Here is a 19,679-nt window from a genome sequence, read left to right on the forward strand (position 1 = left end):
CGGTTCGCCGTCAGTCCGCCCGGAGACCGACGGCGAAGCGGTCGGCGTCCTCGTCGACGGCGGCCGTCGTCACCGCCGAGACGGAGACGGTGAGGACCAGAGAGAGCACCATCCCCCAGAGCGCGAAGTCCCAGGTGAGGTACGTCGCGCCGAGCACCGTCGTTCCGGCGACGGTCACCTCGGGGAGGAACACGTGCGCGAGGTAGAACGCCTGTCCGCCGAGGACGCCCGCGAACATCCCGCGTCTCGTCGTCTGCGACCAGTAGAGCGCGACCATCACGGGAAGCGTGAGTTGAGCGAACCCGCCGAACGCCGTGTCGCCCACCTCGATGAGCGTCCCGGGTCGAAAGAGGCTGGCGACGAAGGTGAGCACCGCGAAGGCGGCGACGCCGCCGCGGGCGACCCACGCCTCTCTGTCGGCCGTCGCGTCGGGGGCGACGAACGGGCGGTAGAGGTCGCGAGTGAGGTACGACGACCCCGAAAGCAGCATCGAGTCCGACGACGACATCATCGCCGCCATCGCACCGGCGACGACGAGGGCCGAAAACCAGACCGGGGTGTACTCGTTCAACAGGACGGGAACGACGTTCGCCCCCTCGGGGACGGCGACGCCCAACCCGGCCGCCCACGACCCCAGAAGGAACGCCGGGACGAAAAGCAGGAGGACGAGTATCGGCCAGAGGACGAACGACCGCTTGAGCACCGTCGCGTCCTTCGCGACGAAGAAGCGCTGGTTTATCTGCGGGAACATGGTCACGCCGAAAGCGATGGTGACGGCGCTCGAAATCATCCACTGCGGCGAGTAGAGGCCGCCGCCGAGTGCGAGAAACTCGGGGTTCGTAGACGCCATCGACGACGAGATGGCGTCGAGTCCCCCGGCGGCGGAGACGACCCAGATGACGGCCACCCAGACGATAGAGAGCATGAACACGCCCTGTAGGGTGTCCGTCCACGCGACGCCGCGGAGTCCGGCGAGGACGACGTACACGATCATGAACAGGGTGATGAGCGCCGCACCCGCCCAGTACGGGACGACGCCGTTCGTCAGGCCGACGATGGCCTCGCCCGCGCCCATCTGTTGGAGCATCACGTACGGGAACAGCCAAAAGAGGCTGACGCCGGCGACGACCGCGCGGAGGCGTTTGGACCCGAAGCGGTCGCCGAGCATCTCGCCGAGGGTCACGTACCCTCGATTGCGGCCGATGAGCCACTGGCGGTAGCCGACGAGATACCAGAGGATGGCAAAGAGGATGCCGTCCATCAGCCCCATCACGAGAATCCACTCGGGCCCGGCGGAGAACGCGAGGTTCGGACCGCCGAAGAAGGTAAACGCCGAGAGAAGCGTCGCGAACGTCGTAAACAGGAGTACGACGGTTCCGAGCGACCGACTCGCGAGGTAGTAGTCCTCGGCGTCCCGACTCGTCAGGCGGTACGCGAGTGCGCCGACGACGACGGAGACGACGAGGTAGACGGAGACGACGCCGAGTTGAACGAGGAGGTCCGTCGCGACCATCTCAGGGTACCTCCGCAGTCTCCATCAGTCGGTCCCACGCGCCGAGGGTGAACGCGTAGAACGCCGCCGACGCGACGAGCATCCAGCCGATGTGCCACCACAACCACACCGGGAGTCCGGCCCACGTCGTCGCGTCGCGCCACATGAACCAGGGGATGGCGAACACGACCAAGAGGGCGAACACCCCGTACCAGAGGTAATCTGTCTTCGACCTCGCCATTACGAATAATCTGTTACCCTACGGACGTAAATATTATCATTCCTAATTCGATTGCGGGAACCGAAGAGATATTTTCTTCGGAAGGGCGAACCGGTCACGTATCGACTCTGGTGGGATATAAACGGTCGTCGGACGACCCAGATTCCATGCAGACGGCCGTCCAACTCTACACGCTCCGTTCGATGGACGCTTCGCTCCCGGAGACGGTTCGCCTCGTCGCCGAGGCCGGATTCGACGGCGTCGAGTTCGCCGGCTTGGGCGACGCCGACGAGGACGCCGTCGCGGACGCGCTTTCCGCGACCGGTCTCGCCGCGCCCTCGGCGCACGTCGGCATCGACGCCCTCGAATCGGACCCGGCCGCAGAGCGAGAGAGATACGAACGGTTCGGGACGGAATCGCTCGTCGTTCCCTATCTCGACGCCGAACAGTTCGCGGACGGCGACGCCGTCGTCGAAACCGCCGCCCGGTTGGCCGCCGTCGCCGAGAACGTTCCCGGCCTCGGCTACCACAACCACGAACACGAGTTCGTCGACGTCGACGGCGCGTACGCACTCGAACGCGTCGTCACCGACGCCGACGTCGCACTCGAACTCGACGTGGGGTGGGCGCACGCCGCCGGGGCGGACCCCGCGGCACTCGTCGAACGGTGGGCCGACCGAATCGACCGCATCCACCTGAAAGACGTCGTCGCCGACGCGGACGCGCCGCGCGGCGGCCGACCCGCGGACCTCGGGTCCGGCGACGTCCCCCTCGACGCCTGTCTGGACGCCGCCCGCGAGGCGTCAGTCGAGTGGGTGGTCTTCGAACACGACGACCCCGAAGACGCGGCCGAATCACTCGAACGCGCGGCGTCGTGGCTGGCAGAACGCGGTCTGTGACCGCTCATCCCGCCGTTTCGCCCGGGTTTGACAATAGCTATCACACGGGCCTCGAATCCCGTCGTCAGTACGATAGTTATTTGCCGTCAGCGAACGAAATATAAGGGTGTCATCGGGCTTCCCGTGACACGGTCATTCACATCATCACGCCCCGAGAGGGGGTTTCATCAATGGACGATACAGCAAAATATCTCATACACGCCGCCATCACCGCAGACGGCGTCGTCGAACGGTCGGACGTCGTCGGCGCCATCTTCGGGCAGACCGAAGGTCTGCTCGGAGACGAACTCGACCTCCGCGACCTCCAACAGTCGTCGAAAGTCGGTCGGATAGACGTACAGATAGAAAGCGAGAACGGACAGTCGTTCGGGCGAATCACGATAGCGACCAGTCTCGACAAAGTCGAGACGGCCATCCTCGCCGCATCGCTCGAAACCATCACGCGAGTCGGTCCCTGTCAGGCGGACGCCAGAGTCACAGACATCGAAGACGTGCGCGAAGCGAAACGCCGCGAAGTCGTCGAACGCGCGAAGGAACTGCTGACTGAGTCGTTCGACGACACCGTCATGACCTCGACGGAGATACTCGAAGAGGTCAGAGAGAGCGTCCGCGTCGAGGATATCACCGAGTACGAGGGGTTCCCGGCCGGGCCGCGCGTCGTCGACTCCGACGCGATAATCGTCGTCGAAGGGCGCGCGGACGTTCTGACCCTGCTGAAGTACGGCATCAAAAACGCCATCGCCGTCGAGGGGACGAACGTCCCCTCCGAGGTGGCGGAACTCACGCAGGACCGGACGGTCACCGCCTTCCTCGACGGTGACCGCGGCGGAGAACTCATCCTGCGGGAACTGTCGCAGGTGGGCGACGTAGACTACGTCGCGTTCGCCCCGGAGGGCAAGTCCGTCGAGGACCTCCCCCGAGACGAGGTGATGTCCGTCCTCCGAAACAAGCTAGCGTTCGAGATGCTGCCCGAAGAGGGGAGTCTCAGAGACGCCGCCGGACCGGAATCCGCGGCGGACGCCGGAGGTGGGGAGACGGACCCTCTTCAGGAGTCGCCGACGACTGAGGCGGCGACTCCCTCCCCCGAGACGGGGCCAGACGACGGACGCGGCGACGAATCGACGCCCACCGACGGGTCGGTCACAGAGGAGAGCGCCGACGTGACGGTGGACGCCACCGACGCGAACGCCTCGAACTCTGCGGCCGTCGTGGCGACGGCCGCGAGCAACGCGTCGGCGTCCGCCGGAGGCGAGTCCGCAGACGCCTCGTCGGACGCCGAAACCGTCGGAACCGCCGACGGGGCCGCACGGAACGGGACGGCTTCGACGGAATCGGACCACGCCGCCGACGCCGCCGACTCGGCCGACGAAGACCCAGAACAAGAACGGGAGGAGTCGCTCCCCTCGTCGTTGCGCGACCACGTCCGAGCGGTCGTCGGCGAGTCCACCGAGTCGGTCCGCCTCCTCGACGAGGAGTTTTCGACGATGACCGAAGCGCCCGCCGAGGACGCGTTCGACGCGGTAGAGAGCGCGGAGACGGCACCCTACGCCATCGTCCTCGACGACGAACTCTCCCAACGGGTCCTCGACGTGGCCGCCCAACGCGGCGTCAGTCACGCCGTCGCCGCCTCCACCGGGGAGTACGTGAAACGACCCGTCGGAGTTCGGATTCTCGCCGCGTCGGACCTCTTGGCGACCGTCGAGTGACGCCCCCGGCGTCCCCGTCGCGTCGCTCGTTTTACGCCGTTCGCTCGTAGACGAGGGCGTCGCCCGACACGAAAAACTCCCGTCTGCGACCCGCGACGGCGAAGCCGTGTCTCTCGTAGAGCGACCGCGCCGCCTCGTTTTCGGGGGCGACGGTCAGAGAGACGCGCGTTCCGGAGGGTCGGGTCCGGAGGTACGCCGTCAGGAGGGCCGAGGCGCGGCCCTCCCGGCGGGAGTCGGGCGCGACGACGAGTTCCGAGACGTGCCCCTCCGCCGGGGAATCGACCGCGAGGAGGTAGCCCACCGGTCGGTCGCCGTCGGTCGAAACGAGGATCGTCCCCACGTCGTCGCCCGCGGCGAGGAGCGACGGCGACGGCTCCGGCAGATGCGACTGGAGGGCGTCGAGCGCCGACCGGTCGGCCGGACGGGCGGGGCGGACGGCCATCAGACGAGGACGGCGAGGGCCACGACGGTGCTGACGAGAGCGCCGACGACGGTGGCCGTGAAGTTCACCGCCTCGTTGCCGATTCTGTCGCCTTCGATGGTTGCACCGAGGAGGCTATCGGCGGTCATACCGACGACGCCGCCGACGAGAACCACCGCCGCACCCGCGAGAGTCACGCCCGGAAAGAGGAGGTACGCGAAGGCCGAGACGACGCCAGCGCCCGCGACGCCCGCGAGTTCGCCCTGCCACGTCACGCCGCCGTCGGTGCCGGGCGAGACGGTTTCGAACGTCGTGATGAGCCGCGGGTTGTCGTAGAGGCCGCCGATTTCCGAGGAGAGCGTGTCGCTCATCGCCGCGGCGAGCGACCCGGCGAAGGCGAACTGGAAGACGTTCGCCTCGACGGGGAGCCACGGACTCGCCGCGAACAGGACGACGGCGACGAGAGCGACGGCGGCGTTACCGAGGACGTTGCCGGTGCCGCGCGCGCCGTCGTTGTCTTCGGCGACGCCGCGTTCTTTCTTCGCGTCGTACTTGAACTTCGCCGAGAGACCGCCGATGGCGAAAAAGGAGATGAGGACGACGAACCAGGCGAACCCGCCGAAGACGATGGTGAGAAGCCCGAGGAGGACGCCGGTGAGCATGCCCGCGACGGACGCCGTCCCGAGCGCGTAGGAGACGTAGCCCAGAGCGACGGTGACGACCAAGGCGACGGCGATTTCCACCGGCGCGACGGCGTCGGCCAGAAGGTCGAACAGCCAGAGGAGAAGCCCCGTAGAGAGCATGACGAGCGGGTCGTCCTGCTCGAAGAGCACTTCGCGGACGAGCGCCGCGACGAGGGCGGCGGCGGCCGCGAGGAAGGCGAACCGCGGGAGGAGAATCGCGTCGCCGACGAACGACGCGACGGCGGCTTGGCCGCCGATACCGGCGAGAAAGCCGCCGAAGACGAACCCGGCGGTGCCGAGGAACGGGTCGTCGGACGACTCGGCGACGAACTGCGCGCCGAGGTTCCCGTAGGCGAGGACGAGGACGGCGGCGACGAACAAGTCCACGGGGAGGTCCATCACGGTGACGAGGATGGCCAGTCCGGCCGCCGCGAGCGCGAACCCCGCGAGACCGTTCAACCGGCCGTCCTGTCGGTCCCCAGGCCGGGCGAACAGCTCGAACAGCGGGCCGTCGGTGATGACGAACGCCGCAAAGAGCGCCACGGCGACGAACGGCGCGAACGCCGCACCGTTCAGAACCGGCGCCGCCAGAGCCAGCGTCCCCACCACGGCGAACCCGCCCGCTCGCCGAAGCGTCGAATGCACACCGTTCGATATCTGCGACTCGCACTTAACCCTCCCGACATGGGCCGTGTGCGTCTGACGCCGCGGTTCGGGCACGGCGTCGGACGCCGTCCGCGGAACCGGTGGGATTTACTCTCGGCGCGAGAGAGTCGGCTGTGTGGGAGTGTACGACCGGTATCTCGCCCTCCGCCACAGGCGGCACGAGGCCGACCCTCCGGAGCACGTCGCGGTGGTCATCACCGAGCGTGACCTGTTGGAACAGGGCGCGTACGACACGTTAGAGGAGTTCTTCGGGTGGGCCTTCGAGTACGGGGCAGAGCGGGTCACCGTCTCGGTGAGCGTCCTCGACGAAGCCGTCGTCCCGACGCTCGAACGGGAGTTCGCCGAGGTGGAGAGCCCGAGAACGCTCGCCGTCCGCGGGCCCGAGGACACGGAACGCGCGGACGCCCCGGTGCAGGTCAGCATCGGACTCGGCGGCAAACACGAGTTCGCCGAAGCCGTCCGCTCCATCGCCGCGGAAGTCGCCGCCGGGGAACTCGCCCCCGAAGACGTGGACGAAGACCACGTCGAACAGCGACTCGTCTTCCCCGACGAACCGGACTTGGTTCTGAAGACCGGCGCCGAACGCCTCTCGGACTTCATGATATGGCAGTCGGTCTACTCGGAACTGTACTTCACGGACGTGAACTGGCGGGACTTCAGAAAGCGGGACTACCTGCGAGCGGTGTTGGACTACCAGAATCGCCAGCGCAGATTCGGTCGATAGGCCGAATCGCGTCCCGGACCGCCGCGAGCGAACGCGAACGGAGCGTTCAATGATTTTAGGGCAGAGCCCTAAGCACGAGGGATTCTTTTTTGGAGTAATGACCTCGAATCGGCGTGACGGTCCGGCGATGGTTCTGATCGTCGAAGACAACCCCGGCGACGTTCGACTCGTGCGCGAAGGCTTCGCGGACGCGGACATGAACCCGGAGTTTCACACCGTCTCCGACGGGCGAGAGGCGTTGTCGTTCCTCCGAGAGTGCTCGGACGAGGACCGCCCCGCCTGCCCGGACTTGGTTCTTTTAGACCTGAACCTCCCGCGCGTAGACGGATTCGAGGTCCTCGAAGAGATGAAGAACGACCACCGCTACCCCGCGGTTCCCGTCGTCGTACTCAGCAGTTCGAAGTCGGAGGAGGACGTCACAGAGTGCTACGACCGCCACGCGAACGCGTACCTCGCAAAGCCGGACGGCCCGGACGGGTTCGCCACGATGGCGAAGACTATCGAGGGGTTCTGGTTCGACGCCGCGATAACGCCGCCCACCCCGGCGTAAGTCGCTCTCCGAGAGCGCGGTCGGTGCCCGTTCAGTCCACGACGTCCGACTCGCCCTGTCGCTCTAACTCGGCGGAGACTTCCCGCGCCCCCGCGGAGGACAACTGCTCGCGAAGACGCCCGCCGACGGTTTTCGCCTCGGCGAGTTCCGTCTCCGCGACGGCGCGGACGAGTGCCACCGCGCGTTCGGACCGGGTGCGCTGCCACGACTTCTCGCGGGACTCGTACGTCCGGAGACCCCGGAGGAAGTCCGCCTTCGAGAACTCCGGCCAGTAGGGCGCACAGAAGTAGACGGCCGCCTCGTTGCCGTTGGCGTGCCACGGCAGGAAGTTCGAGGTTCGCTCGTCTCCGCCGGTGCGGATGATCAGGTCGACGTCGCGGGCGGGTTGACGGTAGAGTCGGCCGTCTATCTCCTCGACGCCGATGTCGTCCGGCGAGAGGTCGCCGCGTTCGACGGCGCGGGCCACGTCGCGGGCGGCCCCGAGCAGTTCCGCGCGGCCGCCGTACGCGAGAGCGATGTTCAGTCGGAAGTCGTCGTACGCTTCGGTTCGCCCTTCGGCGTACTCGACGGCTTCGCGGACCCTGTCGGGGAGGAGGTCCACCTCGCCGATGGCGGAGATTCGGACTTCACCATCGTGGACGCGTTCTGCGTCCGCGAACTCGTACAGTTTCGACTCGATGAGGTCGAACAGCGATTCGAGTTGGTCCTCCGGGCGGTCGAAGTTCTCCGTCGAGAAGGTGTACAGCGTGAGTTCCTCCACGCCGAGTTCGTCGCACCAATCGAGGACGCGTTCCGTCGTCTTCGCGCCCTCGCGGTGGCCGTCGGGGGCGTCGCTCCCGTTCTTCCGGGCGTACCGCCGGTTGCCGTCTTGGATGATGGCGACGTGGGCGGGGCTGTCGCCTATCTCTCGCCGGAGCATTCGCTCGTACGAACCGGCGAACCGCCGACGGGCCCACTCCAGCATATACAGGGTGCATCTCTCCGAGGAGGTATGTGTCTTTTCGTTCTCGTGAGATACTGACACGCCAACACGTCCCGCGGTCGAGGGCGCGCCGGCGTTGACGGAAACCGCCACCCGTTTATCTCGGGGGTGACGACTCTCCGCTATGACCGACGCCGTAGACGACGACCTCTACAAGCGGACGATGGCGCTCATCGAACCCGGCGACATCGAACTCGTGGGCGCTATCGTCCACACGACCCTCGGCGGACAGGAGGATTTGGAGATGCACGAGTTGACCGTCGACGCGAACGAGGCCATCTCGGCGCACGCCGAAAAGGGCGAGACGTACATCTACGCGGGCAACGACGACACCGACTTCGCCTCGAACCAGTTTCAGGGACTGACGCTCGAAGACGAGGAGTTCGTCTGGGAGTGCCAGCAACTCCTCCGAAACGGGTCGTTCGACATCGTGTTCTACTACGAGGCCACCGCCGACCACGACGCCATCGTCGAGGCACTCGAAGCGATGGACAACGTCGAAGGCGTGACGCCCGTCCCCTGACGAAACGACACGGTTGATCGGGTTGAACCGCCGTCGAACGCCGCACTCGCCACCGCCTTCGAGACGCTTATCCTCTCGGAACCCCGAACCGAACACAATGAGTAGGGCCGACGCCGACGTCGAGGAACTGACGGAACTCGACCGCGCCATCGTCAACGCCTTCCAAGGGGGGTTCCCCGTGGTCGAACGCCCGTTCGAACCGGCCGCGGCGGCGCTTTGCGAACGCGGAATCGACGTGACCGCCGACGAACTTCTCGAACGCGTCCGACATCTCGACGAGTCGGGCGTCCTCACCCGGTTCGGCGCTCTCGTCAACGCCCAAGAGATAGGGGGGACGGCGACGCTCGTGGCGATGCACGCCCCCGAGGACCGGTTCGACGAGGTGGTCGAGTCGGTGAACGCTCACCGCGAAGTCGCGCACAACTACGAGCGCGAACATCCGCATCTCAACGTCTGGTTCGTGGTGAGCGTGGCCGACGAGTCGCGCGTCGAGGAGGTTCTCGCGGAGATAGAAGCCGAGACGGGGCAGGAGACGTACAACCTGCCGAAAGAACGGGAGTTCCGCGTCGAAGCGAAGTTCATGCTCGACGGTCCCGTTCCCGACGGCGACATCGACCTCTCGGACGCCGGTCCGGAGGTGAAACCGGAGTCGCGGCGGACGCTGACGCCCGCCGAACGCGACTTGGTGTTGGAGATTCAGGGCGGCCTCCCCCTCACCGAGACGCCGTACGCCGACGTGGCCGAAGCCATCGGCGCGGAGACGGAGTGGGTCGTCCGCACGATACAGCGCTTCGACACGGAGGGGAAAGTCCGCCGCGTCGGCGTCATCCCGAACCACTACGCGCTCGGCTACACGGAGAACGGCATGACCGTCTGGAACGTCCCCGACGACGTCGTAGACGACGTCGGCCCCGCCGTGGCCGGACTCGACTTCGTCACCCACTGTTACAGGCGCCCCCGACACGACGGCGTCTGGCCGTACAACTTCTTCGCGATGACGCACGGACGAGACGAGAAAGAGAGCCAGGAGCGAATCGAACGGGTGCGCGAGGAGATGGCGAAGTACTGGGACGTGGGCGACGACGACTGGGACACGCTGTTCTCGACGCGCATCCTGAAGAAGACGGGTATCCGCATGGAGGAACGCGCGGAGGCGAACACCGAGTGAGACGGAGCACGGAGGACAACCGGTGATACCGTTGTACCACGACTTCACGGACGAGACGGTTCTGGTCTTCGGCGGCGGTTCGGTCGGGGCGCGGAAGGCGCGCCGGTTCGCCGCGGAAGCGAACGTCGTCGTCGTCGTCAGTCCCGACTTCGTGGACGAGGCGTTCGGCGGGGCAGAGCGCGTCCGAGAGGCTCCGTCACCGGACGACGTGGCGGGGTGGATAGACCGGACGAACCCCGCTCTCGTCGTCGCCGCGACGAACGACGAGGCGGTCAACGAGGCGGCCGAACGCGCCGCCCGAGAGCGAGGAGTGCTCGTCAACCGCGCCGACAGAAGCGGCGGGCGCGACGCCGGGAGCGTCGTCGTCCCCGCGACGGTGACCGACGGCGACGTGACGGCGGCCATCTCGACGGGCGGCGCGAGCCCCGCGCTCTCGAAGCACCTCCGGGAACGCGTCGAGGCCGAACTCGACGGCGCGGGGGCGATGGCCGAGTTGACCGGAGAGATTCGCGAGACGCTCAAGGACGGGGACTGCTCGCCGGAGGAACGGCGAGACGCCGTCCGAGCGGTCGTGCGGTCCTCTGCGGTTTGGAAGGCTTTACGTACGGGGGAATCTAAGCCCCGCCAAGAGGCAGACCGCGTGATACGTAACACGATGGGAGGTGACCGATGAGAGACGCCGGAGTGATAACCGGCGTCCGCGTCTCGCACGAGAGTGCGAGTATCGAGGAGATAGAGTCGGCGTCGGCCGAGGATGCGGACGCCGTCGTCGAACGACTCCTCGCCCGCGACGGCGTCCACGAGGCGTTCGCCATCCAGACGTGTAACCGCGCGGAGGCGTACGTCGTCACCGACGCCGTCGCGTACGGGCGCCGCGTCCTCGGCGACTTCGCGCCGGACGTCCGCGACGGCTCTGTCGTCGAGATGGACCACGAAGAGAGCCTGCGGCATCTCATGCGCGTCGCCGCCGGACTCGAATCGCTCGTCCTCGGCGAGGACCAGATTCTCGGCCAACTCAAACGCGCCGTAGAGTCCGCCCGCGCCGTCGACGGCGTCGGGCCGGTTCTCGACGACGCCCTGACGAAGGCGGTTCACGTCGGCGAACGCGCCCGGACGGAGACGCGAATCAACGAGGGAGCCGTCTCCCTCGGTTCTGCGGCGGTCAAACTCGCGGCGTCCGAACTGGACGTCGCGGGAGCGACCGCCGTCGTCGTCGGTGCGGGCGAGATGGGCCGCCTCGCCGCCGAGGCGTTGGCGGCGGCGGACGTGGCGGAAGTCGTCGTGGCGAACCGGACGCTCTCGAACGCCGAACATCTCGCGGAACTGGTGGACAGTCCCGCGCGCGCCGTCCCGTTGGACGATGTCGGTGACGCCGTCGCCGACGCCGACGTCGTCATCGCTGCGACGGGAAGTCCGACGTACGTGCTCTCGGAACGCGAGGTGGGCGACGCGGGCGAGACGATGCTCATAGACATCGCCCAACCGCGGGACGTAGACCCCGCCGCGAGCGACGCCGAGGGCGTCGTCGTCCGCGACATCGACGCGCTCGAAGCGGTGACGGACGAGACGCGAGCGATTCGCGAGGAGGCGGCGCTACGGGTCGAAGCGATGATAGACGACGAGTTCGACCGACTGCTCGACTCCTACAAGCGAAAGCGCGCCGACGAGGCCATCGGCGCGATGTACGAGTCCGCAGAGCGAGTCAAAGAGCGCGAACTCCAGACCGCCCTCTCGAAACTGGAGTCGCAGGGGTCGCTCACGCCGGAGCAACGCGAGACGGTGGCGTCGATGGCGGACGCACTCGTCGGACAACTGCTGTCGGCGCCGACGAAGAGTCTCCGCGACGCCGCGGCGGAGGACGACTGGTCGACCATCCAGACCGCGATGCAGCTTTTCGACCCGGAGTTCGGCGGCGAGATGCCCGGCCTCTCCTCGGGCCCCGACCCGAGCGAACGGGCGGGCGACGCGCGGTCGGAGCCGAATCCCAACGCCGACATCCCGAAACACGTCCTCGAAAGCCTGTCAGACGACTGACGGGGAGAAGCGTTATCCCGGGTCCGTCCGAGTTTTCCTCACATGGCCGACCTACTCACCGACGACGAGATAGCCCGAAAGGCCCCCGACGGATGGGAACGCGAGGGCGACGAGATAGTGAAAACGTACGAGTTCGACGACTACCTGAAAGGCGTCGAGTTCGTCACGCGCGTCGGCGAGGTGGCCGAAGAACAGTTTCACCACCCCGAGATCCGCGTCGGGTACAAGGAAGTCGAAATCCGCCTGACGAGTCACGAGGAAGGCGGAATCACGGAGAAAGACGTCCGTCTGGCCGGTCTGTTCGACGACGAGGTGTAGCGCCGTGCGCGCAGAGTACGTCTTTTCGGTCCGGTTCGGCGTCGAGACGGCGTCGGGGGTCAACGCCGACCCGCGAACGTTCGAAACCGTCGTCGAAGTCCGCGCGGACCCCCCGGGCGAAGACGGGTGGATGTTCTTCCGCGACGCCCTCTGGCGCGGCGAGGTCAACGACGAGCGATACGCTCGCGAACTCGCCTCCGAGTGGCTCTCGGTCCCCGCGGAGTCCGTCTCGTTCCGCGAGTTGCGGACCGACGAGGAGTATCTCGACGCCCTGAAAGACGAGATATCCGACAGCCTCGACCGGTTCAACGCCGACGCCGTCGACGAGGCACTGACGAAGTATCTCGGCAGTTCCATCCACGTCAGACCCTAAACCGAGTCGCGTCGGCGCGATGACGGGCCGGTATCGACGGTGCGAACCGGCGCAACAGACTTACATCGTCGCGACCTATCAGTTCGCCCGATGATTCCCGACGCGTACGACTTCTGGCTGTTCGACCTCGACGGAACGGTCGTCGACGTCGAGTGGTCGTACACTCGCGAGACGTTCGACCGGGTCGGAGAGAGACTGGGCCGGGAGTTCACCGACCGCGAGGCCGAAGTCCTCTGGCACGGCCTCGGCGGGGCGCGAGACCCGCAACTCCGCGAGTGGGGGTTCGACCCCGAACGGTTCTGGGAGGCGTTCCACGCCGTCGAAGACCCGCAGGCCCGCGCGGAGGCGACGTTCGTCCACGACGACGCCGAGGCGCTCGTAGCCGACCTGAGAGCGCGGGACGTACCGGTCGGCGTGGTGACGCACTGCCAGCAGTTCCTGACGGACCCCGTCGTCGACCATCTCGACATCCGCGAGTGGTTCGACACTATCGTCTGTTGCACCTCGGACCTCGGGTGGAAACCGGACCCCACGCCCGTTCGCCACGCCATCGAGGGACTGGACCTCGACCCCGCCGACGCCGGAGTGGGCGTCCTCGCGGGCGACGGTGCCAGCGACATCGGCGCGGCGTGGAACGCCGGACTCCACGGCGTCCACGTCGAACGCCATCCGCCCGAACGGCGCGGTCACTGCGTGTTGGCGGACTACCGCGTCGAATCGTTCACCGACCTCGACGGTCGCTCCGTCGCCGCGGACGGCGGCGACTCCGACGAACGGCCCTGACCTGCTACTCCTCGGTCCCGTCTCTCACCGACCGGATAGCCACGTCGCCGCGACTCGACGCGGCGAACTCCCACGACCGGTACGGAAAGCGGACCCGCACGTCGCGGCCGTCGTCGCCGCTCTTCGGCCGGAGCAACGCCTCTAAGGTGTCGACGTCCACCGCCGGAAAGAGCGGTTCGAGTTCGTCGACCGCCGCGCCGACGTACGACGCCAACGCGACTGCGATGGTCGTGCCGATTTCGCCGCCGGCGTTCCAGTCGTGCGTGGTGAGAAACTCCCACTCCTCGCCGCCGTCTCCGATTCGCCGAGGTCGGTGAGCGAGTGCGCTCACCTCGGCTATCACCCGCGCGAAGTCGCCCGCGCCGGCTTTCTGAACGTACGCGCCGACGCCGCCCGCGTCGGCGTCTGCGCGAACGTCGTCCCAGTCTTTCGCGGTGAACAGGACGATACCGACGCCGGGGCGCGAACGGTGCGCCGACACGACGAACGGCGTCCCGTCCGGGAGGGCGACCGAGTCGCTGACGACGCAGTCGACGGGACGGGACCCGAGGACGGCCAACCCCTCCTCGGCCGTCCCCGCGGTGACTACCTCCACGTCGGCACCGACAGCCCGTCGGAACGACTCCCGAGACAACTGGAGAAGATTCGGGTCGTCGTCCACGTGTAACACTGTCTGTGCTCGTGCCATGACAGTAGCAGCAAACGGGGGTACAAAGCGCTTTCTCTCAGTCGTGTCCCGGCTTTGACGCTTCTCGCACCGGATTTCGCCCCGTCAGTCTCGGTCGAGGCCGTACCCCGCGAGCGAATCGAACACGTCTCCGGCGTCCCCAAGCGCGCGTTCGAGTTCGCGGACGCCCGCTTTCTCGACTCTGTCGGGGTTCGCGTGGACGCGAACCGCCTCCGTCCCGAGAGAGACGAACCCCAAATCGAGCGATTCGGCCGTCTCGCGCAGGCCGAGGCCCGCGTCGGCCGACCCCGAGACGACGGCGCGGGCGGGACTCTCGGACGCTTTCGTCCCGAGTTCGTAGCCGTCCACGTCGTCGGTCAGGTCGCTTCGGGTCGTCCCTCGGTCCTCGGCGAGGGCGGCCGCCGCGTCGTCGAGACTCGCTCTGAGCCCCGAGTTCGTGTCGCGGTTGACGAACCGCAAGTCCTGGTCTACGAGGTCAGAGAGGCCCGTCACGCCGTCGGGGTTGCCCGGCGGGACGACGAGTCCCCACTCGCGGGTCCACCCGCCGAGTTCGACGCTCTCGACGTCTCGGTCCGTCGGCCCGGCGACCACCGCCACGTCCGGGACGCCGCCCCGGAGGCGGCGCAGTCCGTCGCGACTGCCGACCGCGAGGTAGCGCGGGCGTTCGAGCCTATCGAGGATGCGCGAGAGAGCGGGGTCGTCCTCGCCGACGCCGAAGAGCGTCGGCGTCCGAACGTCGGGCGAGAACAGGCGCACCTCCACCCGTTCGCCCTCCGCGAGGTACTCGGTGTCCGGATGAACCTCGACGACGCCGTCGGCTTCGACCAGCGACGTGGTCGCGCCGCTTCCTTTGTCCACCGGGTAGACCAGCGTCTCGCCCGCCTCGTCCTCGACTAAGCCAACCGGCATCAGGCGGAGTCGCCCCTCGCCGTAGCGTTCGCGGACGGCCATCGACCCCTCGACCGTCGCGGTTCGGGGTTCGGGGAGGCCCGCGGCCCGGCGGACGGCGGGCGCGACGAACGTCTGGAAGATGGTCAAAGCAGAGACCGGATAGCCCGGCAGGCCGACGTACGCCGACGACCCCACCCGGCCGACGAGCATCGGCTTGCCCGGTTTGACCGCGACGCCGTGAAGCAGGAGTTCGCCGCGTTCCTCGATGACGCGGTAGATGACGTCCACGGCGGACGCGGAGGTAGACCCCGACGAGAGCACCAAGTCACACTCCTCCGCGGCCTCGACCAAGATGCGTTCCATCTCGTCGTAGTCGTCGCCCGCGTGAGGGTAGAGACGCGCCTCGCCGCCCGCCTCTTCGACGGCCGCGGCGGTGGTGTAACTGTTCACGTCGTATATCTGCCCCGCTCGGCTCCGCAACTCGTCACCGGGGCGGACGAGTTCGTCGCCCGTCGAGACGATGCCGACGACCGGTCGCCCGCGGACGGGCACCTCGTCGATTCCGAGCGCGGAGAGCAGGCCGATTTCGCGGGGCGTCACCCGCGTCCCCGGACCCAACGCTCGCGCGCCGGCGGCCACGTCCGCACCGGCGAGCATCACGCTGTCGCCGGGGGCGACGGCAGTTCGGACGACCACGTTTCCGTCGCGTTCTTCCGTCCGTTCGACGATGACGACGGCGTCCGCGCCGGGCGGCATCACCGCACCGGTGGATATCTCTGCCGCCTCGCCCTCCGCGACGGTCACGTCGGGTTCGGTCCCGGCGTGAACCGCGCCGACGAGGTCCAACTCCACCGGGTCCGCCTCGCCCGCGCCGAAGGTGTCGCGCCCGCGGACGGCGTAGCCGTCCATGCTCGCGCGGTCGAACCCGGGCACGTCCAACTCGGCGTCGATTCGCTCGGCGAGGACTCTGCCGCGGGCCTCCGAGAGCGGGACCGTTTCGGGGTCCGGTTCGAGGTCCAACGAGGCGATGGCCTCGTGGGCCTCCTCCGGCGGTGCGAGGTCGCGGAACTCCTTTCGCTCCGTCATCGAGACCACTCCCAGCCCTCGACGGCGACCGTCTCGCCTTCGGCGTACCCCTCTCTGTCCTCGGGGACGACGACCCACCCGTCGGCGAGGGCGACAGACGAGAGGACGCCCGACCCCGAGGCGCGAGTCGGCGTGGCCACGTTCTCTCCGCCGTCCGAATCGAGGCGGACGCGCGCGAACGTCCGGATTCCGGGTTCGCTCGGAATCTTCCGTTCCAGGCGCGCCTCACTCGTCGGGAACGGCGAGGCGGGGAGGTGCCCGACGCGCTTGAGAAGGGGTCTGAGGAACTGCACGCTGTTTACGATGCAGGCGACGGGGTAGCCCGGGAGCATCACGACCGGCGTCTCCTCGACCACCCCGAGAGCGACGGGGTGGCCGGGTTTGAGGGCGACGCCGTGGACGAGAACCTCGCCGAGTTCCTCGACCACCTCGGGGACCAAGTCGCGTTCCCCGACGGACGACCCGCCGGTGGTGACGACGATATCTTTCGTCAGGTCGCGTTGGATGGCCGCCCTGAGGGCCGACTCGTCGTCGGTGACGACGCTCCGGTAGGTGGGGACGCCGCCCCACCGGTCGACGAGGCGCGAGACGGTCAGCCCGTTCGTCTCTATCATCTCGCCGGGGGCGGGGTCCCGTTGGACGAGTTCCTCGCCCGTCGGAATCACGCCGACGGTCGGCCGTTCGTAGACGGGTGCCTCGTCCACGCCGACGGATTTGAGCAGTCCGAGGTCCGACGGCCGGAGTTCGTGGCCCGCGTCGAACAGATGTTGGCCCTCCGCGACGTCCTCGCCGACCGGACCGACGTTTTCGCCCTCGGTGACGGCGTCGAACAGTTCGAGTTCGTCGCCTACCGTCTCCGTCTCCTCTATCATCACGACGGCGTCGGCGCCCGGCGGGAGTTCGCTCCCGGTGTGGACCCGCACCGCCTCGCCGGGGGCGACTTCCGCACCGGTTTCGGCCTCCTCGGAACCGACGCGGAGTATCTCCGGCGACCGGTCCGACGCGCCGAACGTGTCGCTGGCGCGGACCGCCCACCCGTCCATCGCCGCCCGGTCGTAGCCGGGGACGGGCCGCGGCGAAGTGACCGGTTCCGCAAGCGCCCGTCCGTCGGCCGGTCCGAGGGGGAGTCGTTCCGTCCGTTCGTGGGGCGTCGCCGCGGAGAGAAGCGTCTCTCTGGCGGCGGCAACCCGAGTCCGCTCTTTGAACCCGGCCGCGCGTCGCTCGGCGCCCGAGTCGTCGGAGTCGGAGTCCGCTGCGTCCATACCGGACGGTTGCGCGCCCGGAACCAAAAAGGGGTGCCGAGTCGGCGAGGGTAGCGGTCGAACTCAAGTGCTTTGTGGCCCCGGTTGCGGCGGCCGACCGGGGGGTTTTAGCCCGAGGCATCCTTACGTCGGCGTATGTCTGCACTGCGGGACGCGCTTCAGGAACTCCCGGACGCGGTGTTCGCCGACCTGCTGGAATCCGACGACGCGTACCTCCTCGTGTTGGACCTCCCCGGCGTGACGGCCGAGACGGCCGACATCGGCCTGGAGAACGGCCGACTCGCCATCGAGGCCCGGCGCGAGAAACGGCTGCCAGCGGAGTTTCAGTACGTCCGCGAGGACCGGGCGCTGTTTCTCGACGCGGAGTTGCCCCTTCCCCCGGACGCCACCGGCGCGGGCGCGGAGGCCAGCGTCGAACGCGGCGTCCTCACGATTCGCCTCCCGAAGCGCGACGCCGCGCCCGAACGGACCATCCCGATCACCGCAAACGAGGACGGGTCCTGAGAGCGCGGTGAGGTGGTGACGCTGGTCAACTTACGTGCGTACTGGCGGTTCCTCGTCGTCGTCTACCAGTTCTTCCCGCTGATAGTCGCCTACGCGAGAGACCGCAATCGGTTCGTCCTGTTCGGCGGGTCCCGGAAAGTGACCCCGGATATGCGGGTCAGGCGGGCGGGGATTCTCCTCGACTCGCTTCTGACGCTCGGGCCGACGTTCATCAAACTCGGTCAACTGCTTTCGACGCGTCCGGACATCCTCCCGCCGGAGTACATCGAGGTGCTGTCGAGTCTCCAAGACGACGTTCCCCCGGCACCGTGGGAGGAGTCGAGACAGGTGCTCGAAGCGGAACTCGGCCCCGTCTCGGAGGCGTTCGACGGGTTCGACCCCGACCCGATAAGCGGCGCGAGTCTCGGGCAGGTGTACACCGCGGAGTACGAGGGGGACCCCGTCGCGGTGAAAGTTCGCCGCCCCGACATCGAGAAACTCGTCGAGGCGGACCTCCGAGTCGTCCGGTGGTCGCTTCCCATCGTCAGACGCTTCATCGGCGAGGGGCGGGCGTTCTCCTTGGAGAACCTCGCGGACGAGTTCGCAAAAACCATCAGACAGGAGATGGACTACGCTCGCGAACGCCGCATCTTAGACGAGATTCGGGCCAACTTCGAAGAGGACGACGCCATCCGCATCCCCGAACCCGTCGAGGAGCGCTCCGGTCCGCGCGTCCTCACGATGGAGTATCTCCCGGGGACGAAGATAAACGACGTCGCCGCGATAGACGAGAAAGGCATCGACCGGACGCAGCTCGCGACGACGCTCCAACGCGTCTACCTGCAGATGATAATCGACGACGGCGTCTTCCACGCCGACCCCCACCCCGGGAATCTGGCCGTCGACGACGAGGGGCGCATCATCTTCTACGACTTCGGCATGTCCGGTCAGGTCGACCCGTTCGTCCAAGAGAAGATAGTGGATTTCTACGTCGCAATCGCGAACCAGAACATCGACGGCATCCTCGACGCACTCGTCGAGATGGGGACGCTCTCGCCGGAGGCGGACAGACAGGTGATGGGCGACGTGATGGAACTGGCCATCGCCGACGCCCGCGGGGAAGACATAGAGCAGTACCGCGTCCAGCAGATAATCGAACAGGTGGAGTCGACCATCTACGAGTTCCCACTTCGCCTGCCGCGAAACCTCGCGTTGGTCCTGCGCGTCGCCACCGTCGTAGAGGGCGTCTGCGTCACGTTGGACCCGAAGTTCGACTTCATCGCGGTGGCGACTGCGTACCTCCGCGAGGAGGGCTACTACGAGGAGACGGCGAGGGAACTCGCCAGAGACGCCGGTAGACAGGTCCAACAGACCTCCCAAGCGCTGTTTACCGTCCCGACGAAACTCGACCGAGCGTTGGACCGGGTCGAACGCGAGAACCTCGCGGTCAACATCCGAATCGAGGACGAAAACGGCGTCTTCGACAGACTCGCGCGCCGCATCGTCTACGGCATCCTCCTTTCGGTCGGTGCGCTCTCGACTGCGATTCTCTACGCGTTCGATCAGACGAGCGTCGTGCCCGCCGCCGTCGCGGCGTTGCTGACGATTCCGGTCGTCGTCCTCCTCTATCGGTCGTTCCGGACGAAGCGAGGCGTTCGCGCCACGCCGCAGTTCACCCGCCAGAACCTCAAGGACCGCCGCGGCGACGACTGACTTCGGTATCACGT

The 19,679-nt window shown here is 67.5% G+C and carries 21 protein-coding genes; 13 read left to right on the forward strand and 8 right to left on the reverse strand.

What is annotated here, in order from left to right; translation table 11 throughout:
- Window positions 1-10: 10 nt before the first annotated feature.
- Both BM167_RS10950 and BM167_RS10955 read right to left on the reverse strand, forming a co-directional pair.
- A complete protein-coding gene (locus tag BM167_RS10950; protein WP_092892375.1) occupies window positions 11-1,513 on the reverse strand; it encodes a sodium:solute symporter family protein in 1,503 nt (500 codons plus the stop codon).
- Between the two features lies 1 nt (window position 1,514).
- Window positions 1,515-1,733, reverse strand: coding sequence for a DUF3311 domain-containing protein (locus BM167_RS10955; protein ID WP_092892377.1), 219 nt, complete (start codon window positions 1,731-1,733; stop codon window positions 1,515-1,517).
- A 146-nt stretch (window positions 1,734-1,879) separates the two neighbouring features.
- Between BM167_RS10955 and BM167_RS10960 the strand changes: the two genes are divergently transcribed.
- Both BM167_RS10960 and dnaG read left to right on the forward strand, forming a co-directional pair.
- Complete coding sequence (locus tag BM167_RS10960) at window positions 1,880-2,611, forward strand: sugar phosphate isomerase/epimerase family protein (protein ID WP_092892379.1); 732 nt, start codon at window positions 1,880-1,882, stop codon at window positions 2,609-2,611.
- Between the two features lie 170 nt (window positions 2,612-2,781).
- On the forward strand, window positions 2,782-4,317 hold the full coding sequence (dnaG, locus tag BM167_RS10965; protein WP_092892381.1) for a DNA primase DnaG: 1,536 nt from the start codon (window positions 2,782-2,784) through the stop codon (window positions 4,315-4,317).
- 31 nt (window positions 4,318-4,348) lie between these two features.
- Here the strand turns inward: dnaG and BM167_RS10970 are convergent, their stop codons facing one another.
- Window positions 4,349-4,759, reverse strand: coding sequence for a GNAT family N-acetyltransferase (locus tag BM167_RS10970; RefSeq protein ID WP_092892383.1), 411 nt, complete (start codon window positions 4,757-4,759; stop codon window positions 4,349-4,351).
- The gene (locus BM167_RS10975) at window positions 4,759-6,066 is read right to left on the reverse strand and encodes a DUF92 domain-containing protein (RefSeq protein WP_092892385.1); all 1,308 of its coding nucleotides are present in this window, start codon (window positions 6,064-6,066) and stop codon (window positions 4,759-4,761) included. The genes BM167_RS10970 and BM167_RS10975 overlap by 1 nt, the downstream gene beginning before the upstream one ends.
- A 136-nt stretch (window positions 6,067-6,202) precedes the next feature.
- Between BM167_RS10975 and BM167_RS10980 the strand changes: the two genes are divergently transcribed.
- Together BM167_RS10980 and BM167_RS10985 are read left to right on the forward strand one after the other, a co-directional pair.
- Entirely contained in the window at window positions 6,203-6,811 is a 609-nt protein-coding gene (locus BM167_RS10980) for an undecaprenyl diphosphate synthase family protein (RefSeq protein WP_092892388.1), read from the forward strand.
- Window positions 6,812-6,908: 97 nt separating this feature from the next.
- Complete coding sequence (locus tag BM167_RS10985; RefSeq protein WP_092892391.1) at window positions 6,909-7,361, forward strand: response regulator; 453 nt, start codon at window positions 6,909-6,911, stop codon at window positions 7,359-7,361.
- A gap of 31 nt (window positions 7,362-7,392) precedes the next feature.
- On the opposite strand, the gene uppS is transcribed toward BM167_RS10985, so the two are convergent.
- Entirely contained in the window at window positions 7,393-8,325 is a 933-nt protein-coding gene (gene uppS, locus BM167_RS10990) for a polyprenyl diphosphate synthase (protein ID WP_092892394.1), read from the reverse strand.
- Window positions 8,326-8,467: 142 nt separating this feature from the next.
- Between uppS and BM167_RS10995 the strand changes: the two genes are divergently transcribed.
- From BM167_RS10995 to BM167_RS11025, 7 genes are all read left to right on the forward strand, one after another.
- Entirely contained in the window at window positions 8,468-8,866 is a 399-nt protein-coding gene (locus BM167_RS10995) for a DUF5778 family protein (RefSeq protein ID WP_092892396.1), read from the forward strand.
- Window positions 8,867-8,963: 97 nt separating this feature from the next.
- A complete protein-coding gene (ahbB, locus tag BM167_RS11000; RefSeq protein ID WP_092892398.1) occupies window positions 8,964-10,034 on the forward strand; it encodes a siroheme decarboxylase subunit beta in 1,071 nt (356 codons plus the stop codon).
- Window positions 10,035-10,056: 22 nt separating this feature from the next.
- Entirely contained in the window at window positions 10,057-10,707 is a 651-nt protein-coding gene (locus BM167_RS11005) for a precorrin-2 dehydrogenase/sirohydrochlorin ferrochelatase family protein (RefSeq protein ID WP_092892400.1), read from the forward strand.
- Window positions 10,704-12,068 (forward strand): glutamyl-tRNA reductase, encoded by a 1,365-nt coding sequence (gene hemA / locus BM167_RS11010; protein ID WP_092892402.1) that lies wholly within the window; start codon window positions 10,704-10,706, stop codon window positions 12,066-12,068. Before BM167_RS11005 ends, hemA begins: the two co-directional genes overlap by 4 nt.
- 42 nt (window positions 12,069-12,110) lie before the next feature.
- Window positions 12,111-12,386 carry a 4a-hydroxytetrahydrobiopterin dehydratase gene (locus BM167_RS11015; RefSeq protein WP_092892404.1) on the forward strand — a complete coding sequence of 92 codons (276 nt, stop codon included), beginning with the start codon at window positions 12,111-12,113 and terminating at the stop codon, window positions 12,384-12,386.
- 4 nt (window positions 12,387-12,390) lie between these two features.
- Window positions 12,391-12,759: an LWR-salt protein gene (gene lwrS, locus BM167_RS11020; RefSeq protein WP_092892406.1), complete on the forward strand. Its 369-nt coding sequence runs from the start codon at window positions 12,391-12,393 to the stop codon at window positions 12,757-12,759.
- Between the two features lie 90 nt (window positions 12,760-12,849).
- Window positions 12,850-13,542, forward strand: a complete 693-nt coding sequence (locus BM167_RS11025) for an HAD family hydrolase (protein ID WP_092892408.1) — start codon at window positions 12,850-12,852, stop codon at window positions 13,540-13,542.
- Window positions 13,543-13,546: 4 nt separating this feature from the next.
- Here BM167_RS11025 and BM167_RS11030 read toward each other — a convergent pair whose 3' ends face one another.
- The 3 genes from BM167_RS11030 to BM167_RS11040 all read right to left on the reverse strand — a co-directional run bounded on the left by BM167_RS11030 (window position 13,547) and on the right by BM167_RS11040 (window position 17,469).
- On the reverse strand, window positions 13,547-14,230 hold the full coding sequence (locus tag BM167_RS11030) for a HalOD1 output domain-containing protein (protein ID WP_092892410.1): 684 nt from the start codon (window positions 14,228-14,230) through the stop codon (window positions 13,547-13,549).
- A gap of 84 nt (window positions 14,231-14,314) precedes the next feature.
- Window positions 14,315-16,207, reverse strand: coding sequence for a molybdopterin biosynthesis protein (locus BM167_RS11035; RefSeq protein WP_092892412.1), 1,893 nt, complete (start codon window positions 16,205-16,207; stop codon window positions 14,315-14,317).
- Window positions 16,204-17,469, reverse strand: a complete 1,266-nt coding sequence (locus BM167_RS11040) for a molybdopterin molybdotransferase MoeA (protein WP_092892414.1) — start codon at window positions 17,467-17,469, stop codon at window positions 16,204-16,206. The genes BM167_RS11035 and BM167_RS11040 overlap by 4 nt, the downstream gene beginning before the upstream one ends.
- Window positions 17,470-17,604: 135 nt before the next feature.
- Here BM167_RS11040 and BM167_RS11045 point away from each other — a divergent pair, with 135 nt between their 5' ends.
- Window positions 17,605-17,973, forward strand: coding sequence for an Hsp20/alpha crystallin family protein (locus tag BM167_RS11045; protein WP_092892416.1), 369 nt, complete (start codon window positions 17,605-17,607; stop codon window positions 17,971-17,973).
- Between the two features lie 12 nt (window positions 17,974-17,985).
- Window positions 17,986-19,665 carry an ABC1 kinase family protein gene (locus BM167_RS11050; protein ID WP_092892418.1) on the forward strand — a complete coding sequence of 560 codons (1,680 nt, stop codon included), beginning with the start codon at window positions 17,986-17,988 and terminating at the stop codon, window positions 19,663-19,665.
- Window positions 19,666-19,679: the final 14 nt, after the last annotated feature.

This window comes from Halopelagius inordinatus (assembly GCF_900113245.1).
GTDB lineage: Archaea > Halobacteriota > Halobacteria > Halobacteriales > Haloferacaceae > Halopelagius > Halopelagius inordinatus.